17 protein-coding genes are annotated in these 16,159 nt (G+C 61.9%); 13 read left to right on the top strand and 4 right to left on the bottom strand.

Translation table 11 applies throughout. The features are described 5' to 3' along the window. The first annotated feature begins 139 nt into the window (after positions 1–139). The 5 genes from speB (at position 140) to C9422_RS16720 (ending at position 6,771) form a co-directional block, all read left to right on the top strand. A complete protein-coding gene (gene speB / locus C9422_RS16700; protein WP_008049320.1) occupies positions 140–1,141 on the top strand; it encodes an agmatinase in 1,002 nt (333 codons plus the stop codon). An 81-nt stretch (positions 1,142–1,222) separates the two neighbouring features. After that, the gene (locus C9422_RS16705; RefSeq protein ID WP_116581390.1) at positions 1,223–2,731 is read left to right on the top strand and encodes an aldehyde dehydrogenase; all 1,509 of its coding nucleotides are present in this window, start codon (positions 1,223–1,225) and stop codon (positions 2,729–2,731) included. A 167-nt stretch (positions 2,732–2,898) separates the two neighbouring features. After that, positions 2,899–4,473: a cytosine permease gene (locus C9422_RS16710; RefSeq protein WP_116581391.1), complete on the top strand. Its 1,575-nt coding sequence runs from the start codon at positions 2,899–2,901 to the stop codon at positions 4,471–4,473. A gap of 2 nt (positions 4,474–4,475) precedes the next feature. Continuing rightward, positions 4,476–6,164: a choline dehydrogenase gene (gene betA / locus C9422_RS16715; protein ID WP_116581392.1), complete on the top strand. Its 1,689-nt coding sequence runs from the start codon at positions 4,476–4,478 to the stop codon at positions 6,162–6,164. 148 nt (positions 6,165–6,312) lie between these two features. Beyond that, complete coding sequence (locus C9422_RS16720) at positions 6,313–6,771, top strand: GNAT family N-acetyltransferase (protein ID WP_104447741.1); 459 nt, start codon at positions 6,313–6,315, stop codon at positions 6,769–6,771. Between the two features lie 13 nt (positions 6,772–6,784). Here C9422_RS16720 and C9422_RS16725 read toward each other — a convergent pair whose 3' ends face one another. Then, on the bottom strand, positions 6,785–7,090 hold the full coding sequence (locus tag C9422_RS16725; protein WP_007980671.1) for an NIPSNAP family protein: 306 nt from the start codon (positions 7,088–7,090) through the stop codon (positions 6,785–6,787). A gap of 230 nt (positions 7,091–7,320) precedes the next feature. Between C9422_RS16725 and C9422_RS16730 the strand changes: the two genes are divergently transcribed. The 4 genes from C9422_RS16730 to C9422_RS16745 all read left to right on the top strand — a co-directional run bounded on the left by C9422_RS16730 (position 7,321) and on the right by C9422_RS16745 (position 9,622). After that, positions 7,321–7,983, top strand: a complete 663-nt coding sequence (locus C9422_RS16730) for an ATPase (protein ID WP_116581393.1) — start codon at positions 7,321–7,323, stop codon at positions 7,981–7,983. 67 nt (positions 7,984–8,050) lie between these two features. Then, positions 8,051–8,389, top strand: a complete 339-nt coding sequence (locus C9422_RS16735) for a hypothetical protein (RefSeq protein WP_104447739.1) — start codon at positions 8,051–8,053, stop codon at positions 8,387–8,389. Positions 8,390–8,649: 260 nt separating this feature from the next. Next, a complete protein-coding gene (locus C9422_RS16740; RefSeq protein ID WP_116581442.1) occupies positions 8,650–9,042 on the top strand; it encodes a DUF1801 domain-containing protein in 393 nt (130 codons plus the stop codon). A gap of 190 nt (positions 9,043–9,232) precedes the next feature. Beyond that, positions 9,233–9,622, top strand: coding sequence for a c-type cytochrome (locus C9422_RS16745; protein ID WP_116581394.1), 390 nt, complete (start codon positions 9,233–9,235; stop codon positions 9,620–9,622). On the opposite strand, the gene C9422_RS16750 is transcribed toward C9422_RS16745, so the two are convergent. Next, a complete protein-coding gene (locus C9422_RS16750) occupies positions 9,623–10,480 on the bottom strand; it encodes a LysR substrate-binding domain-containing protein (protein ID WP_116581395.1) in 858 nt (285 codons plus the stop codon). A gap of 134 nt (positions 10,481–10,614) precedes the next feature. On the opposite strand from C9422_RS16750, the gene C9422_RS16755 reads away from it, so the two are divergent. Genes C9422_RS16755 through C9422_RS16770 form a run of 4 tightly spaced genes read left to right on the top strand, consistent with a single transcriptional unit; the run spans position 10,615 to position 14,856 of the window. Then, positions 10,615–11,667 (top strand): agmatine/peptidylarginine deiminase, encoded by a 1,053-nt coding sequence (locus C9422_RS16755; RefSeq protein ID WP_116581396.1) that lies wholly within the window; start codon positions 10,615–10,617, stop codon positions 11,665–11,667. A gap of 4 nt (positions 11,668–11,671) precedes the next feature. Continuing rightward, entirely contained in the window at positions 11,672–12,580 is a 909-nt protein-coding gene (gene aguB / locus C9422_RS16760; protein WP_116581397.1) for an N-carbamoylputrescine amidase, read from the top strand. Between the two features lies 1 nt (position 12,581). Further along, positions 12,582–13,682 carry an extracellular solute-binding protein gene (locus tag C9422_RS16765; protein WP_116581398.1) on the top strand — a complete coding sequence of 367 codons (1,101 nt, stop codon included), beginning with the start codon at positions 12,582–12,584 and terminating at the stop codon, positions 13,680–13,682. Positions 13,683–13,731: 49 nt separating this feature from the next. After that, positions 13,732–14,856 carry an agmatine/peptidylarginine deiminase gene (locus C9422_RS16770; protein ID WP_116581399.1) on the top strand — a complete coding sequence of 375 codons (1,125 nt, stop codon included), beginning with the start codon at positions 13,732–13,734 and terminating at the stop codon, positions 14,854–14,856. A 136-nt stretch (positions 14,857–14,992) separates the two neighbouring features. Here C9422_RS16770 and C9422_RS16775 read toward each other — a convergent pair whose 3' ends face one another. After that, positions 14,993–15,421 (bottom strand): nuclear transport factor 2 family protein, encoded by a 429-nt coding sequence (locus C9422_RS16775; protein ID WP_116581400.1) that lies wholly within the window; start codon positions 15,419–15,421, stop codon positions 14,993–14,995. Further along, a complete protein-coding gene (locus C9422_RS16780; protein WP_116581401.1) occupies positions 15,414–16,157 on the bottom strand; it encodes an SGNH/GDSL hydrolase family protein in 744 nt (247 codons plus the stop codon). Before C9422_RS16780 ends, C9422_RS16775 begins: the two co-directional genes overlap by 8 nt. Positions 16,158–16,159: the final 2 nt, after the last annotated feature.

Consider the following 16,159-nt stretch of genomic DNA (forward strand, 5'->3'; position numbering starts at 1 on the left):
GCCTGTGGACGCATCGGGAATGCCGATATGAGTATCTGATGTTTAGCATTTTTTCCACGAAAACCTGCGCCCATAGTCTTTCCAACGGCGGTCGCCTTGCAGTCCGCCAGGCCGATAACAAGAAGTGGAGAGGCTAGAAATGTCGAACAACGGTTATGAATCCGGTCGCCTGAACCTGCCATTCGTAGGTCATTGCACCTTTGGCAAATCCCCGGTGTGCACCGATTGGGACGCGCTGGATGCCGACGTCGCGGTGCTCGGCGTGCCCAACGACATGGGCACCCAGTGGCGCTCCGGCGCACGCTTCGGACCCCGCGGGATTCGTGAAGCATCGACGCTGTTTTCCTTCGGCCACGCCGGTGCCTACGATCACGAAGATGACGTGATGTACCTCACCGCATCGGATGTGCGCATGGTCGACGTCGGTGATGCCGACATCGTCCACACCGACATGGCCACCAGCAACAAGAACACCGAATACGCCGTGCGCAAGATCCTCGATGCCGGCGTGATGCCGGTGGTGCTCGGCGGCGATCACTCGGTGCACGCGCCGGTGATCAAGGCCTTCGAAGGCCGTGGCCCGATCCACATCATCCATTTCGATGCGCACCTGGATTTCGTCGACGAGCGCCACGGTGTGCGCTACGGCCACGGCAACCCGCTGCGCCGCGCTTCGGAAATGAACCACATCGTCGGCATGACCCAGATGGGCATCCGCAACGTGTCCTCGTCCAACCGTGACGACTACGAAGCGGCCCATGAAGCCGGCTCGAAAATCCTCTCGGTACGTGACGTTCGCCGCCTCGGTGTCGAGGGTGTGCTGGCGCTGATCCCGCAGAACATCAACTACTACATCACCATCGACATCGACGGTTTCGACCCGTCCATCGCCCCCGGCACCGGCACCCCGAGCCACGGCGGCTTCCTCTACTACGAAGTGCTGGAAATCATCCAGGCCCTGGCCAAGCGCAGCAAGGGCAACATCGTCGGCATGGACCTGGTGGAAGTGGCGCCGGTGTACGACCCGACCGGCATGACTTCGATCCTCGCCGCGCAACTGCTGCTCAACAGCATCGGTTTCATCTTCCACGAGCGCGGCAAGGTGCGTGCAGCCGCCGAGAGCGAAACCACTCCAGCCTGATCATCGAGACCAAAGCTCAGAAACCAGAGCTCAAAAACCAGAGCCCCGGCAGGACCTGACTGCCGGGCAGAGAGAATAAAAATGGACACGATCGTCAAGAGTTACCTGCAGAAATTCGGCGTCAGCGAAGCCACCCAGACCTTCCTCAGCAAGGTCCAGAAAATGTTCATCGGCGGCGCCTGGGTCGAAGCCAGCGACGGCCAGACCTCCGATGTCATCGAACCTTCGACCGAAGGCCTGATCACCCGCATTCCCATGGGCACCACCGCTGACCTGGACCGCGCCGTGCAAGCCGCCCGCGCGCAGTTCGACGGCGGCGCCTGGCGCCAGGCCAAACCGGCCGAGCGCGAGCGCATGATGCAGCGCCTGGCCGACCTGATCGAACAGAACGCTGCCGAACTGGCGGAAATCGAATCCATCGACATGGGCAAATCCGTGGCCTTCGCCAAGGACGTGGACATCCAGGGCACTGTCGATACCCTGCGTTACTTCGCCGGCTGGGCCACCAAGCTGCACGGCCGCACCGTCGAACCTTCGCTGCCGGGCAACTACCTGGCCTATACCCGCAAGGAAGCGGTCGGCGTGGTCGGTGCCATCGTGCCGTGGAACTTCCCCTTGCAGACCATGGCCTGGAAGCTGGGCGCGGCGCTGGCGACCGGTTGCACAGTGGTAGTCAAACCCGCCGAACTGACCTCGTTGTCGGCCCTGCGTTTCGCTGAACTGGTGCAGGAAGCGGGCATCCCCGACGGCGTGATCAACATCGTCACCGGGCGCGGCAGTGTGGTCGGTGCGGCCATGGCCACCCACCCCGGCATCGACAAACTGACCTTCACCGGTTCGACCCCGGTCGGCCAGACTGTCGGCCGCGCAGCGCTGGATGACATGAAGCGCCTGACCCTCGAACTCGGTGGCAAATCACCGGTCATCGTCTGCGCCGACGCCGACATCCCGGCCGCCGCCCAAGCGGTCGCCAACGGCGTGTTTTTCAACTCCGGGCAGGTATGCGACGCCGGTACACGGGCCTATATTCATAGCAGCGTCTACGACCAATTCCTGGGTGAGCTGATCGCCTACACGCGCACCCTGAAAATGGCCCCGGGCCTGGACCCGGACTGCTTCATCGGCCCACTGGTTTCGGCCCTGCAAAAGCAGCGCGTGACCGAGTACATCGAGACCGGCAAGGCCGAAGGCGCGAAACTGGTCTACGGCGGACAAGCGGTCGATGGCCCTGGCTTCTTCGTCGAGCCGACCATCTTCGCCCATTGCCGCAACGACATGCGCATTGTCCAGGAAGAGATCTTCGGGCCGGTGCTGGTCACCGCACCCTTCGACGATGAAGAAGAGGCCCTGGCCCTGGCCAACGACTCGCCTTACGGCCTGGCTGCCGCACTGTATTCCAACGACCTTGGCAAAGTGCACAGCCTGATTCCGCGCCTCAAGGCCGGCTCGGTCTACGTCAACGCCCACGGCACCCTCGATCCGTCGATGCCGTTCGGTGGCTACAAGCAGTCCGGGTTCGGCAAGGACCTGGGCGCCGAGCAGCTCGATTACCTGCTCGAAACCAAGGCAGTCTGGATCACGCTCCCCTGAGTCAAGGCTGACTCAATCCCTGTAGGAGCTGCCGCAGGCTGCGATCTTTTGATCTTTGCTGTCCTGTCGGACGGCTGAAGATCAAGATCAAAAGATCGCAGCCTGCGGCAGCTCCTACAAGGGTGTACACCTATCTCGTCATGATCTTCCAACAATAAGAGACCATCATGAACACTAACGCCAAGTCAGCCCCGAGCGTGTCCAGCCTCGATGACAAACCCGTCGTCGAAAGCCATTCGATCGACTTCATCCCCGAGAACGAGCGCACCGACAAACTGTCGAGCCAGGGCCCGTTCTGGTTCCTCGGCAACTTCACTTTCTTCACCATGACCATCGGCTTCGTCGGCCCGAGCGTCGGCCTGACCGCGCTCTGGACCACGCTCGCCGGCACGCTGGGCATCATGTTCGGCACGCTGTTCATGGCGTTTCACGGTTCGCAAGGCCCACACCTGGGCCTGCCGCAGATGATCCAGTCCCGCGCGCAGTTCGGTTATCGCGGGGTAATCCTGGTGCTGCTGGCGACGCTGTTCGTGTTCGCCGGCTTCAACATCGTCAATCTGGTGTTGATGATGCAGGGGTTGCACACGCTGTTCGGTTTCAGCCCGGCGGTGATCGCGGTGGCGGTGACCATCCCGGCGGCGGTGCTGGCAATCCTCGGCCATGACTGGATGCACCGCAGCTTCAAATGGGCGCTGTTCCTGTCGTTGCCGCTGTATGGCCTGGTGACCATGGCGGTGCTGATGGGTTGGGTGCCGGATGCGGTGCTGCCGGCACTCGCGGAAGGCGAAGTGGCCCGGGAGCCGCTGGGCTTCAACTGGACCGGTTTCATTGCGCAGTTTGCGGCGGCCGCCAGCTACAACATCGCCTATGCGCCCTATGTGTCGGACTACTCGCGCTACCTGCCGAAAAACACCTCCAGCGGCAAGCTGATCGCCGTGGTGTTCCTCGGGGCTTCGCTGTCCGGCGCGTGGATGATTTCCGTGGGTGGCTGGCTGGCCGATCACCTGCATACCACTGACGTGCTGGTGGCCCTGGGGCAAGTCGGCAACACCGTGTCGCCACTGATGGGCACGGCGGTGGTGGTCGTCACCATCCTGGCGTTCCTGCCGGTGATCGCGATGAACATCTACAGCGCCAAGCTGACTACGCTGACCTGCGTCGACTCGATCAAGCACATCGAACCCACCCGCAAGGCACGCATCCTGGCCATCGGCTTCGTGATCCTGCTGCAACTGGGCGTGGCCCTGAGCATCCAGAGTTCGGGCAAAGGCCTGTCGGTGCTGGGGATCTACCTGGTGGTGATGCTGTACTTCCTGGTGCCCTGGACCTCGGTCAACCTCACCGATTACTTCTTCGTGCGCAAGGGCCGCTACGCCATCCCGCACTTCTTCATGCCCCACGGCAACATCTATGGCAGCTGGGGACTGCGCGGCATCGCCGCCTATGCCATCGGTTTTATCTCGATGATTCCGTTCTTCTACATCTTCGACGGCGTTGAACAGCGTGAGGTGTATGTCGGCCCGCTCGCCAAGGCACTGGGCAGCATCGACATCGCCTGGCTGGTCGGGCTGATCGTGTCGGGCCTGGCCTACTACTGGCTGAGCCGCTCAATCGACCTCAAGCGGGAAGAATCGGTGATCCAGCAGATCGAAAAAACCTCCCCGCAATACACCACCGGCGACACGCTGACCCACAAGCAGCAGCCACTGCCGGTATTCACTGAATCGACGGTCGGGAGATGACCATGAGCACGCAAAAATACGACTACATCATCATTGGCGCAGGCTCGGCAGGTTGTGTGTTGGCCAACCGCCTGAGCGAAGACCCGGACACCTCGGTGCTGGTCCTGGAATTCGGCGGCAGCGACAAGAGCGTAGTGATCCAGATGCCCAGTGCCTTCTCGATCCCGATGAACACCAAGAAATACAACTGGCGCTACGAGACCGAGCCGGAGACTTTCCTCAACGGCCGGCGCATTCACTGCCCGCGGGGCAAGGTGCTGGGCGGTTCGTCGTCGATCAACGGCCTGGTGTATATCCGCGGCCATGCGCTGGATTTCGACGAGTGGGAATCCCTGGGTGCCGAAGGCTGGGGCTATCGCAACTGCCTGCCGTACTTCAAGCGTGCCGAGAGCTATGAGTCGGGCGGCGACAGCTATCGCGGGCAGACCGGCCCCTTGCACACCACCAACGGCAACCACATGAAAAATCCGCTGTATGGCGCCTGGGTCGAAGCCGGCGCGGAGGCGGGCTACATCAAGACCGAAGACTGCAACGGCTACATGCAGGAGGGTTTCGGCGCCATGCACATGACCGTGAAAAACGGTGTGCGCTGCTCCACGGCCAATGCCTACCTGCGTCCGGCCATGGGCCGTCCGAACCTGACGGTGATCACCCATGCGATGACCCGCCAGGTCATCCTCGAAGGCAAGCGTGCGGTGGGGGTCATGTATGACCACGGCGGCCAGACCCACCAGGTGCTTTGCAACCGCGAAGTGCTGATCTCGTCCGGCCCGATTGGCTCGCCGCACCTGCTGCAACGCTCCGGCATCGGCCCGGCGGACGTCCTGCGCAAGGCCGGGATCGGCGTGCGCCATGACCTGCCGGGAGTAGGGGAGAACCTGCAGGATCACGCCGAGGTGTACATCCAGTTCGGCTGCAAGGAACCGGTGACCCTCAACAGCAAGATGGACCCGCTGAGCAAGCTGATGATCGGTCTGCGCTGGCTGCTGTTCAAGGACGGCCTGGGCGCCACCAACCACTTCGAGGCCGGTGGCTTCATTCGCTCCGAGAAAGGCCTGCGCTGGCCGGACATCCAGTTCCACTTTCTGCCGGCAGCGATGCGCTACGACGGCAACAAGCCGATCAAGGGCCATGGCTTCATGGTGCTCACCGGTCCCAACAAACCGAAAAGCCGTGGTTACGTGCGCGTGCGCTCAGCCGACCCGTACGAGCATCCGGAGATTCGCTTCAACTATCTGGAGCGGGAAGAGGACCGCGAAGGCTTCCGCCGCTGCATTCGCCTGACCCGCGAGATCATCGGCCAGAAAGCCATGGACCGCTTCCGCGACGGCGAAATCGCCCCAGGCGCGCAGGTGACCAGCGATGAAGACCTCGATGCCTTCGTGCGCGACAACCTGGAAAGCACCTACCATCCCTGCGGTTCGTGCCGCATGGGCGAGGACGACATGGCGGTGGTCGACTCCGAGCTGCGCGTGCGTGGTATCGCCGGTCTGCGGGTGATCGATTCGTCGGTGTTCCCGACCGAGCCGAACGGCAACCTCAATGCACCGACCATCATGCTGGCTGAGCGGGCGTCCGACCTGGTGCGTGGCGTGCAGATGCTGCCGGCGTCGGATGTGCCGGTGGGGTTGGTGGAGGGTTGGGAGAGCAGCCAGCGGACGTCGTTGCCAGGGCGTAACGTGCGGGTCTGATCCAAAAGCAAAGATCGCAGCCTGCGGCAGCTCCTACAGGGAAACACATTCCAATGTAGGAGCTGCCGCAGGCTGCGATCTTTTGATCTTGCCTTGTGCATCTCCATTGCTAGTCTGTAAATCCTTGAGACCGCAATGGAGCACCCTCATGGCTATTCAGGCCCTGCGCGCCGACGCATCGCATATCGACCAGATCGCCCCTCTGTTTGACGCCTACCGGATGTTCTACGAGCAGCCGTCGAACCTGGCGCAGTCACGCGCCTTCATCGCCGAGCGCATCGCCCGGGATGAATCGGTGATTTTTCTTGCCCGGGACACCGACGGAGAAAACCTCGGCTTCGTCCAGCTGTTCCCGACCTTTTCCTCGATCGATGCCCATCGCACCTGGCTGCTCGGTGATCTGTTCACCACGCCCGCTGCACGGGGCAAAGGCGTCGGCACCTTGCTGATGAACACCGCCCGGGATTTTGCAAGGCTGGCCGGTGGCAAAGGCATGACCCTGGAAACCGCCACCGACAATTTCACCGCCCAGCGCCTGTATGAATCCCTGGGCTGGGTGCGCGACCCCGGTTACTACACCTACTGCCTGGATCTGAAAAAAGACTGAATCAGCGAGCCTTTCAGGCAAACACCGGCCGCATGAATGAACGCTCGTAGCTGAGGATGAATTTCCGGTCTTCGGCGTATTTGAACGCCGCAATGCACGCCGGATCGTTCATCGATTGCTGCCGGTAATGTTCGTAGGCTGCCAGGCTGGGAAAGGTGAACAGCGCCAGGGCGATATTGTTGGCGCCCTCCGAAGGCAAAAAGTAGCCGTGGTGCTGGCCGCCGAACTTCTCCACCAGGGGAATCCACAACTTGCCGTAGTGCTCGAAGGCGTCGAGCTGGTAGGGGTCGAGCACGTATTTCAGGTAGCAGGTCACCATTGTTTCACTCCTTGATCAGGTTTTGGGGGCAGTCGCCACTGTAATGAACAGTGGGCGCCCGGCACAGCCGCTTGTTCGACATTCACCGGCAAGTTTGCGCCAGAGGCCTGTGCTGGCGCCGCCGCACTATTGGTTCAGTCAATAGTCACCATCAAGAATCGCAAGTTCTGTTTTTGGCGCAAAGGCGGAAAATTGCCGGCATTGAACACGCTGCTCAAGGAACCTGCGCGATGAAAATCTTGACCCGACTGGCTGTGATCGCCCTGTTGCTGGGCAGTGTTGCGTCTACCGCATCGGCCTTTGCCGAGGACGCACGCGCCTGCCACCTGCCGCCCATCACCGGAAGCCAGGGCGGCTTGCAATACGGGCAGACGGTCGGGGTGCTCTACAGCGAACGTACTGTGGAAAACCTGCAATACCTTGAGCAATACCACTCGGTGGCCGTCAATGGCGCGAAGCACGCACTGGATGCGCGAATTCGCCAGGCCTTCGTCGACAGCTCCGATCCGCAACTGGCCATCGACTGGCTGATGGGTTCGTTGCACAAGACCTTTCTGTCCGTGACGGTCTACGACAGCCTCGATGCCCTGGTGCAGGCCCATCCCGATGTCGTGGTGATGCTCGATACCCACAACCAGTTGCTGACCCAGCGTAACGACCGGGTCGAGGCGCGTTTCGCCGCGCGGTTCTACGACGCCGGCCTGCAATACATCGGCAAGGCCGAAGGCACGGTGGAAAAACAGCTGCCGTCGGTGTGGGTACATGACAAGACCGCGCCCGAGATTGCCGCGCAAATCGAACAGCAACGCGACCTGCAACTGACCGCGTTGAAACAGTTCGATGCGTCGTTGAAGGCGCTGGTAACCGCCGGATTGACCGCAACAACAAATTAATCAGCCCGACGTCCGTTGAACGGCGGGCAAGCCCATTCACCGTAGATTGCTTTTCAGGACCTGACTCATGCGCACTTTTTTTGCCCCGACCCTGGCCTTCGCCTCGCTGTTGCTGGCCGGTTGCGCCACGCCGAACAATCCGACGCTGACCTTGCAGACCAGCAAGTCGCCCGAGGAATACACCCATTGCGTGGTGCCGAAGTTGCAGCACGATGCACTGGCGCCCACGGTGTCGCAGACCCAGCGCAGCTACCGGATTGTCGTATCGAGCAAAGTGGCGGCGGACAACGTGCTTGAAACCTACAAGGCCTCGAACGGCGGCAAGGTGTTCCTGTACGAGCGCAAGCTGCTGGCGTCGACCTTCGTGCCGTCCAGTTTCGAGCGTGCAGCGCAGGAATGCCTGTAAGCGCCATTTCAGGCAAAAAAAAGCCGCCGGGAGAGGCAGCAGAAAGTTAAAGCACGCATTGGATGAGCTGAGTATGGCGCCCACTTCATGACAATTCGATGACAAATGAACAATTGTGGCGAGGGAGCCTGTCGGATCGCCGTACCGTCCCGGCCGTCTTCCTGGCCTTCAGCGCCGGGTTTTGGTTCGTCACCGTGAAAACCCGCCAACAGCGTCTACCCTCATCGGTCACAACCATCATGATGAGGGTGCGGACGGTGATGAAAACGGACAAGGTTGAATCAAACGAAGCCTCGGCACTGATCGACGAGCGAATCCGGGATCTGGCCGACTGGCGCGGCGAAACCCTGGCCCGCCTGCGCAAGATCATACGGCAGGCCGACCCCGAAGTGATCGAAGAGTGGAAGTGGCGCGTGCCAGTGTGGTCCCGTGCAGGCATCCTCTGCACCGGCGAGACCTACAAGCAAGTGGTGAAGCTGACCTTCGCCAAGGGCGCATCGCTGGACGATCCGTCGAAGCTGTTCAATGCAAGCCTTGAAGGCAATACCCGCCGAGCCATCGATGTTCGCGAGGGCGAGCAGATTGATGAAAAGGCGCTGACGGCGTTGATTCAGGCGGCGATTGAACTTAATACCTCCCGAATCAAAAAGTAACTCAGTACACAGCCCCCCTGTGGGAGCGAGCTTGCTCGCGATAGCGATCTGTCAGGCACCTTTGATGTCGACTGACACTCCCTCATCGCGAGCAAGCTCGCTCCCACAGGGGGCGGTGCCCACCTGACCATTTTGGATATGCTCAGCTGTCATGTTCCAATAGCGAGCCTTCGCAGACTGGAAACGCAACATGAAGAAAATCGCCGCCCTGACTTTCACACTGGCGCTCATCGCTGGCCTGTTCAGCACTCCCACCCTGGCTGCGGGCGATGTCCAGGCCGGGGAGAAAGTGTTCAAACGCCTCTGCAGCGGCTGCCATCAGATCGGCGAATCGGCTCGCGCCTTCTTCGGCCCGCAACTCAATGGCGTGATCGGTCGCCACTCGGCCGTCACCACCGACTACGTGTATTCCGACGCGATGAAATCCGCCAACCTGGTCTGGGATCGCGAAACCCTGATCGCCTACCTCGAGGCGCCGAAGAAAGTGGTGCCCGGCACGCGCATGATTTTCTGGGGCCTCAGTGACCCGGAAAAAATCGAAGACCTGTTGGCCTATCTGCAAACGTTTCCGGCGCAGTAATCACTCGCCCAGGTTCTCCACCAGCCATTGCGTGAAGCTGCGCGCCATCGCCGTGTTTTCGCTGTCACGATGGGTCAGCAGCGCCCAGTTCGGGCCGCGGATGGTTTGTTCCACCATCGGCTGCAACAGCCCGGTGGCCCGCGCCTGCCGGCTCAGCAACTGGCTCACCAGCGCAATGCCGAGCCCGGTGCAGGCGGCGTCCAGCAGCAGCCCCGGATCGGAAAAGTTCAGCCCCTGATCCATCTGCCCCACATCGATGCCCGATTCCACCGCCCAGTGGCTCCAGTCCATTTCCCGCTCGCCATGCAGGGTGGTGCGCTGTTGCACCGGCACGGCCAACAGGCTCGGGTGACAGGCCGGGTAGAGGCGGTCGGCGTGCAGCACCTTGAAACTGCACTCGGCCTGGGAACTGATGTCATCGCGCACCGCCAGGTCGATGGTCTGGCTGGCCATGTCCGGCACTTCATCGGTGCTGAAGATCCACAGATCGACCTGCGGATGCTGTCGACGGAAATCCCCCAGGCGTGGCAACAACCAGTGCCGGGCAAACGCCGGGGTGGTGTTGAGCACCAGTTGATTGGGTTTCTGGTATTGCCCCAGCCGGCGAATGCCCACGGCCAGTTGCTGCAACAACGCCTGGGTGGTGCTCAGCAGATCGTGACCGGCATCGGTCAGGCTGACGCTGCGCCCACTGCGATAGAACAGCGGTTGCTCCAGGTACGCCTCAAGGCTGCGGATCTGCTGGCTGATCGCCGACTGGGTGAGGTGCAACTCTTCGGCGGCTTTGTGAAAACTGCCCAGCCGGGCGGCGGCTTCGAAGCCGCGCAGGGTGCTCAGGGGTGGCCAGTGTTTGAGCATATCGATAAGTTCCTCTAATCAGTTTCCTGCAAAATACATCGTTTGTTTGCCCGTTTTACCAGCCGTAGCATGCATGCCAAGACCGCCAAGGGCGTTTTCATTGAACACAATGACTTAACTCAGAGGTACTTGTCATGCAGCAGAACGTTATTCAAAACAGCGGTTGGACGATGCCGGCCGAATGGGTCACCCACGCCGCCACCTGGATGGTCTGGCCGCACAACAAGACCCTGTGGGAGTCAGGCTGGCGGGTGACGCTGTGCCAGGTTCAAGAGGACTTCGCCCGGGTGGCCAACGCCATCGCCCGATTCGAACCGGTGAAACTGGTGGTCGATCCTTCAGCGGTCGCCAGCGCCAAAGCCTTGTGCGGGCCGAACATCGAGTTGATCGAACTGGCGGTCAACGACAGCTGGTGCCGCGACTCCGGCCCGAGCTTCGTCTGCCACCCGCAGCAAGGCCTGGCCGGTGTGAGCTGGCGCTTCAATTCCTGGGGCGGCAAATCGGCCCACGATCTGGACGAAAGCCTGGCCCGCCGCGCGCTCAACCATCTGGGCCTGGAGTGTTTCGGCACCGCGCTGAGCAACGAGGGGGGCGCCATCCATGTGGACGGCGAGGGCACGCTGATCACCACCGAGTCGGTATTGCTCAACCCCAACCGCAACCCGGGCGTGACCAAGGCCGAGATCGAAGAGATCTTCACCCGCCTGCTGGGCGTGAAGAAAACCATCTGGCTGCCGGGCGATCCGGACTACGTGACCGGTGACATGACCGACGGCCACGTCGATGGCGTGTGCGCCTTCGCCCGCCCTGGCGTGTTGCTGGTGGACGCCACCCACGACCAACAATCGGTGTACGCCGAAGTCGCCCGGGAGAATCGTCGTGCCCTTGAACTGGCCACCGATGCCCAAGGCCGCAAATTCGAGCTGATCGAACTCCATGAAGCCACCGACGCGGTGGACACCGAGGCCGAAGTGTTCTGCGCCTCTTACACCAATTTCTACATCGCCAACGGCGCGATCATCATGCCGGCCTACGGCATCGATGCCGACAAGGTCGCTGCCGAAGTGCTGGCGCAGGCGTTCCCCGGTCGTGAAGTGGTGCCGGTGCGGATCAACCATCTGGCCCATGGCGGCGGCGGTGTGCATTGCATCACCCAGCAACAGCCGGCCTGGCCGGTGCGGGGGTGATGCCATGACACTGTTGACCATCGCCACCACGCAAATGCCCTGCACCTGGGACCTGAAAAATAACCTCGACCAGGCCGAGCAACTGGTCCGCGAGGCCGCGGCCAAGGGCGCGCAGGTCATCCTGTTGCAGGAGCTGTTCGCCACGCCGTACTTCTGCATCGAGCAACACCACAAACACCTGGCGCTGGCCGAGGAATATCGCGACAGCCACGTGCTCAAGCGCTTTGCCGCATTGGCCAAAGAGTTGGGCGTGGTGCTGCCGCTGAGCTGGTACGAGAAGGCCGGCAATGCCTACTTCAATTCGTTGAGCGTGGCCGACGCCGACGGGCGCCTGTTGGGCGTGTATCGCAAGACCCACATCCCCAACGCCATCGGCTATCAGGAGAAGGAATACTTCAGCCCCGGCGACAGCGGGTTCCGGGTCTGGGACACCGCGTTCGGGCGCATCGGCCTGGGCATCTGCTGGGACCAGTGGTTCCCCGAGACCGCGCGCTGCCTGGCCTTGATGGGCGCCGAAGTGCTGCTGTTCCCCACGGCCATCGGCTCGGAGCCTGGCTGCGCCACCCTGGATTCCCGCGATCACTGGCAGATGACCATGCGCGGTCACGCCGCCGCCAACCTGCTGCCGGTGGTGGCGGCCAACCGTGTCGGCCGGGAAGCGGCGACCACCGACCCGACCCTGCAAATGAGCTTCTACGGCTCGTCGTTCATCTGCAATCACAAGGGCAAGTTGCTCGCCGAAGCCGACCGCGACAGCACCGGCGTGCTGGTCCACACCCTGGACCTGGCGGCCATACGCGAAGATCGCCTGACCTGGGGCATCTACCGCGACCGCCGTCCGGACATGTACGGCGCCTTGCTGACCCAGGACGGTCGCCAGATCCACTCACGCTGGGCAACCCAAGGGGTGTGACATGAACACGATCAACAAGCTCTGCCTGGCCATGGGGCTGGCGCTGACCTGTGCGATGCCTGCGTTGCACGCCGAGGAGAAAACCCTGCGGCTGTACAACTGGGCCGACTATTTTGCCGAGGACACCCTGAGCAGGTTCACCGCCGAAACCGGGATCAAGGTGATCTACGACGTCATGGACGGCAGTGAAACCCTGGAAGCCAAGATGCTCGCCGGCGGCAGTGGTTACGACCTGATCTTCCCCGGTGACACCGTGGCCGAACGCCTGGTGCGCGCCGGCAGCCTGCAACCCCTGGATCAGTCCAGAATCGCCGCCTTGAACGACGTCGAACCGGGGTTGCAGAAGCTGCGTTCGCACTATGAGCATTCGAGCAACGCCACGGTTCCCTACACCTGGGGCACCATCGGCCTGACCTACAACGCCGAACAGGTCGCCCAGCGTGCGCCGGACGCACCGGTCAACAGCCTGGACATGCTGTTCAAGCCGGAGCTGGCGGCGAAGTTTGCCGACTGCGGCATCTCGATGATCGACTCGCCGGACGAAGTGCTGGCGGTGGTGCTCAACTACCTCGGCCGCGACCCACGCAGCGGCAAACCGGCGGACCTGGCGGCGGCCAGTGAGTTGTTGATGAAGATGCGGCCGTACGTGCGCAAATTCCAGTCGCAACCGGTGACCGATCTGGTCAACGGCAACCTGTGCATGTCCCTGGGCTACAGCGGCGACATGACCCAGGCGCAGCGCACGGCCGACAGCGCCGGCAAGAAAACCACCTTCCACTACCGCATTCCCCGCGAAGGCACCACGGTGTGGATGGACACCATGGCCATTCCCGTCGACGCCCCGCACCCGGAATACGCCTACGCGTTCATCAACTTCGTGATGCGCCCGCAAAACATGGCGGCCATCAGCAACTTCACCGGCTATCCGACCTCCAACGCCAAGGCAAGGCCGGACGTCGATGCCGCGATGCGCAACAACCCGGACATCTACCTCGATGAAGCCACCTACGCGCGGTTGATTCCCGGCAAGGACATTCCCCAGGCCGACATGCGGGCACGCATGCGCACCTGGACCAAGTTCAAGACTGCTACGGTCAATTGATCACCGGCCGGCCCGCGGGCCGGCCAAACCCCGGATTTCAGGAAAACACATGCCGACACGTCGAACATTCATCAAGCAGGTATCGGTCATCGCCGGGCTGGGCGCAGTAGCCTCCATGGGATTGGGCTTTGCCGCTCTGCCGGTGCGCGCGGCCGGCAAAGGCAAGGGGTACATGCCCGATGAAGGTGAAAAACACCAGCGGGCCTTCATCGCCTTCGGCGCACAGGCTGCGATCTGGGAGGATTTCACGCCCCACGTGCAAGACGCCCTTGGCCGGATCGCCCGCAGCATCGCCGAATACGAGCCGGTCACGGTGTTCTGTCGCCAGAGCGAGCGGCGCCTGGCCGAAGCCAAATGCGGCAGCCGCAACACCACCTTCGTGATCACCGAACTGGACGATATCTGGATGCGCGACATCGGCGCCAACTTTGTCGTCGATGACAACGGCAACCTCGGCGCCGTGGACTTCAACTTCAACGGTTGGGGCAACAAACAGCAGCATGAGGACGATGCGCAATTGGCCGCCCAGGTCGCACAAAACGCCAAGGCCGAGTACCAGCGCAGCGAACTGGTGGGCGAGGGCGGTGGCATCGAAGTGGATGGCCACGGCACCGGGATCATGACCGAAAGCAGCTGGATCAACCGCAATCGCAACCCCGACTGGAGCAAGGCCGAGGTCGAAGCGGAACTGAAGGAACGCCTGGGCCTGCGCAAAATCATCTGGCTGCCGGGCATCAAGGGCAAGGACATCACCGACGCCCACGTCGACTTCTATGCGCGCTTCGTCAAGCCCGGGGTGGTGATCGCCAACCTCGACAACGACCCCGAGTCCTACGACTACAAGGTCACTCGCGCCCATCTGCAGATCCTGGAAAACGCCACGGATGCCGATGGCCGCAAATTGCAGGTGCATACCGTTTCGCCACCGCTCAACCCGCGCAACAGCCAGTTCAGCAAGGACAACCAGGACTTCGCCGCCGGCTACATCAACTACTTCGTGATCAACGGCGCGATCATTGCGCCGCAGTTCGGCGACGAAGAAGCGGACGCCAAGGCCTTCGACCTGCTGTCCGAACTTTACCCGGAGCGTGAAGTGGTGCAGCTCGACATCGACGCGATCTCCGCGGGCGGGGGCGGCATACACTGCGTGACCAGTCATCAGCCGATGGTGTGATGATTTCAGGCTTACACAAAACCTGTGGGAGCGAGCTTGCTCGCGATGAGGGAGTGTCAGTCAACATCTTGTTCACTGACCCACCGTAATCGCGAGCAAGCTCGCTCCCACAGGAGTTTTGGGTGAATCAGGTAAATCAGGCCCTGCTGGCCTTCAGATAAGCCCCGAGGCGCCGCCCCATTTCCTCACCCAACGCCTGCAAGCCACTCAGCGGTCGCACCATCACCTCAAACTCGACAATCCTGCCCTGTTCGTTGAAGCGGATCATGTCGATGCCCTTGAGCTCTTTCTCGCCGACCCTCGCACTGAATTCGAGAATCACGTTCAAGCCATCCGCCGTCGCCAGCTCGCGGTGATAGGCAAAATCCTCGAACACGTTCATGACCGTGTTGAGGATCATCGACACCACCGGCGCCCCCGGATACGGCGTGTGCGCCATCGGCGAGCGGAACACCGCCTGCGGATCGAGCAATTCGGGCAAGGCGCTCAAGTCGCGGTTGCCGAGCATCGCGTGCCACTGCTTCAAGGACGCGGCGACGTTGGGGTTCAGGTTCAGCTCAGACATCTTCAACTCCTGTTTTTATTGTTGTGGTGCGAAAGCGTTGATCGATAACCATGGCGGCATCGTCGGCCCATTGACGATAAAGCATCGGCCCCGGATGAAAACCGTCGCTGGCCATCAAGCCCGGTTCGGGCGCCAGCGGGGTGGTCAGCATCGTGCATTGATCCACGCCGGCGGCCAAATCCGCAAGCCGTGCGTTGAAACGACTTGCCCTGAACCCCAGAAACCAGCGCAGCGGCTGTGGCAGGGCGGGGAACAAATGCATCGGCGGAAGCGGCGACACCACAACCTGCCTCACCGCGAACCTGTCGCACAACAGCGCCATCAATCGCTGTTGCCGAGCGAGCCACTGATCCAGGGGGAGCGAACTGGTGACATCGTTGACGCCAATCGACAACAGCACCACATCGAACGGCTCGGGGGCGTGCTGTTCGAGCAGCTCCAGCAACCCTTGCGAATCCAGACCGGTGCGCGCCCAGAGTTTCCACGACACCCGATAATCATCGGCCAGGCGCTCCACCAACCGACCGCTGAGCGCCTCACCTTGAGTCGCCGCCCCCACACCCGCCGCGGCACTGTCGCCGACAATCAACAAGCGCAGAACGTCGCCGCTGCCGGCCTCGCCCTGGCGTTCACCTTCGGCCTCCGGCAGTCTGGGCGTCACCCGTCGCGTGTACAGGCCCTGCATCAGCAGCAATGGGCCGAGCAAAATTTTGGCGAGGGTTTCAACCCGGCTCATAT

The organism is Pseudomonas sp. B1(2018), assembly GCF_003097365.1.
Taxonomy (GTDB): Bacteria; Pseudomonadota; Gammaproteobacteria; order Pseudomonadales; family Pseudomonadaceae; genus Aquipseudomonas; species Aquipseudomonas laurylsulfatiphila.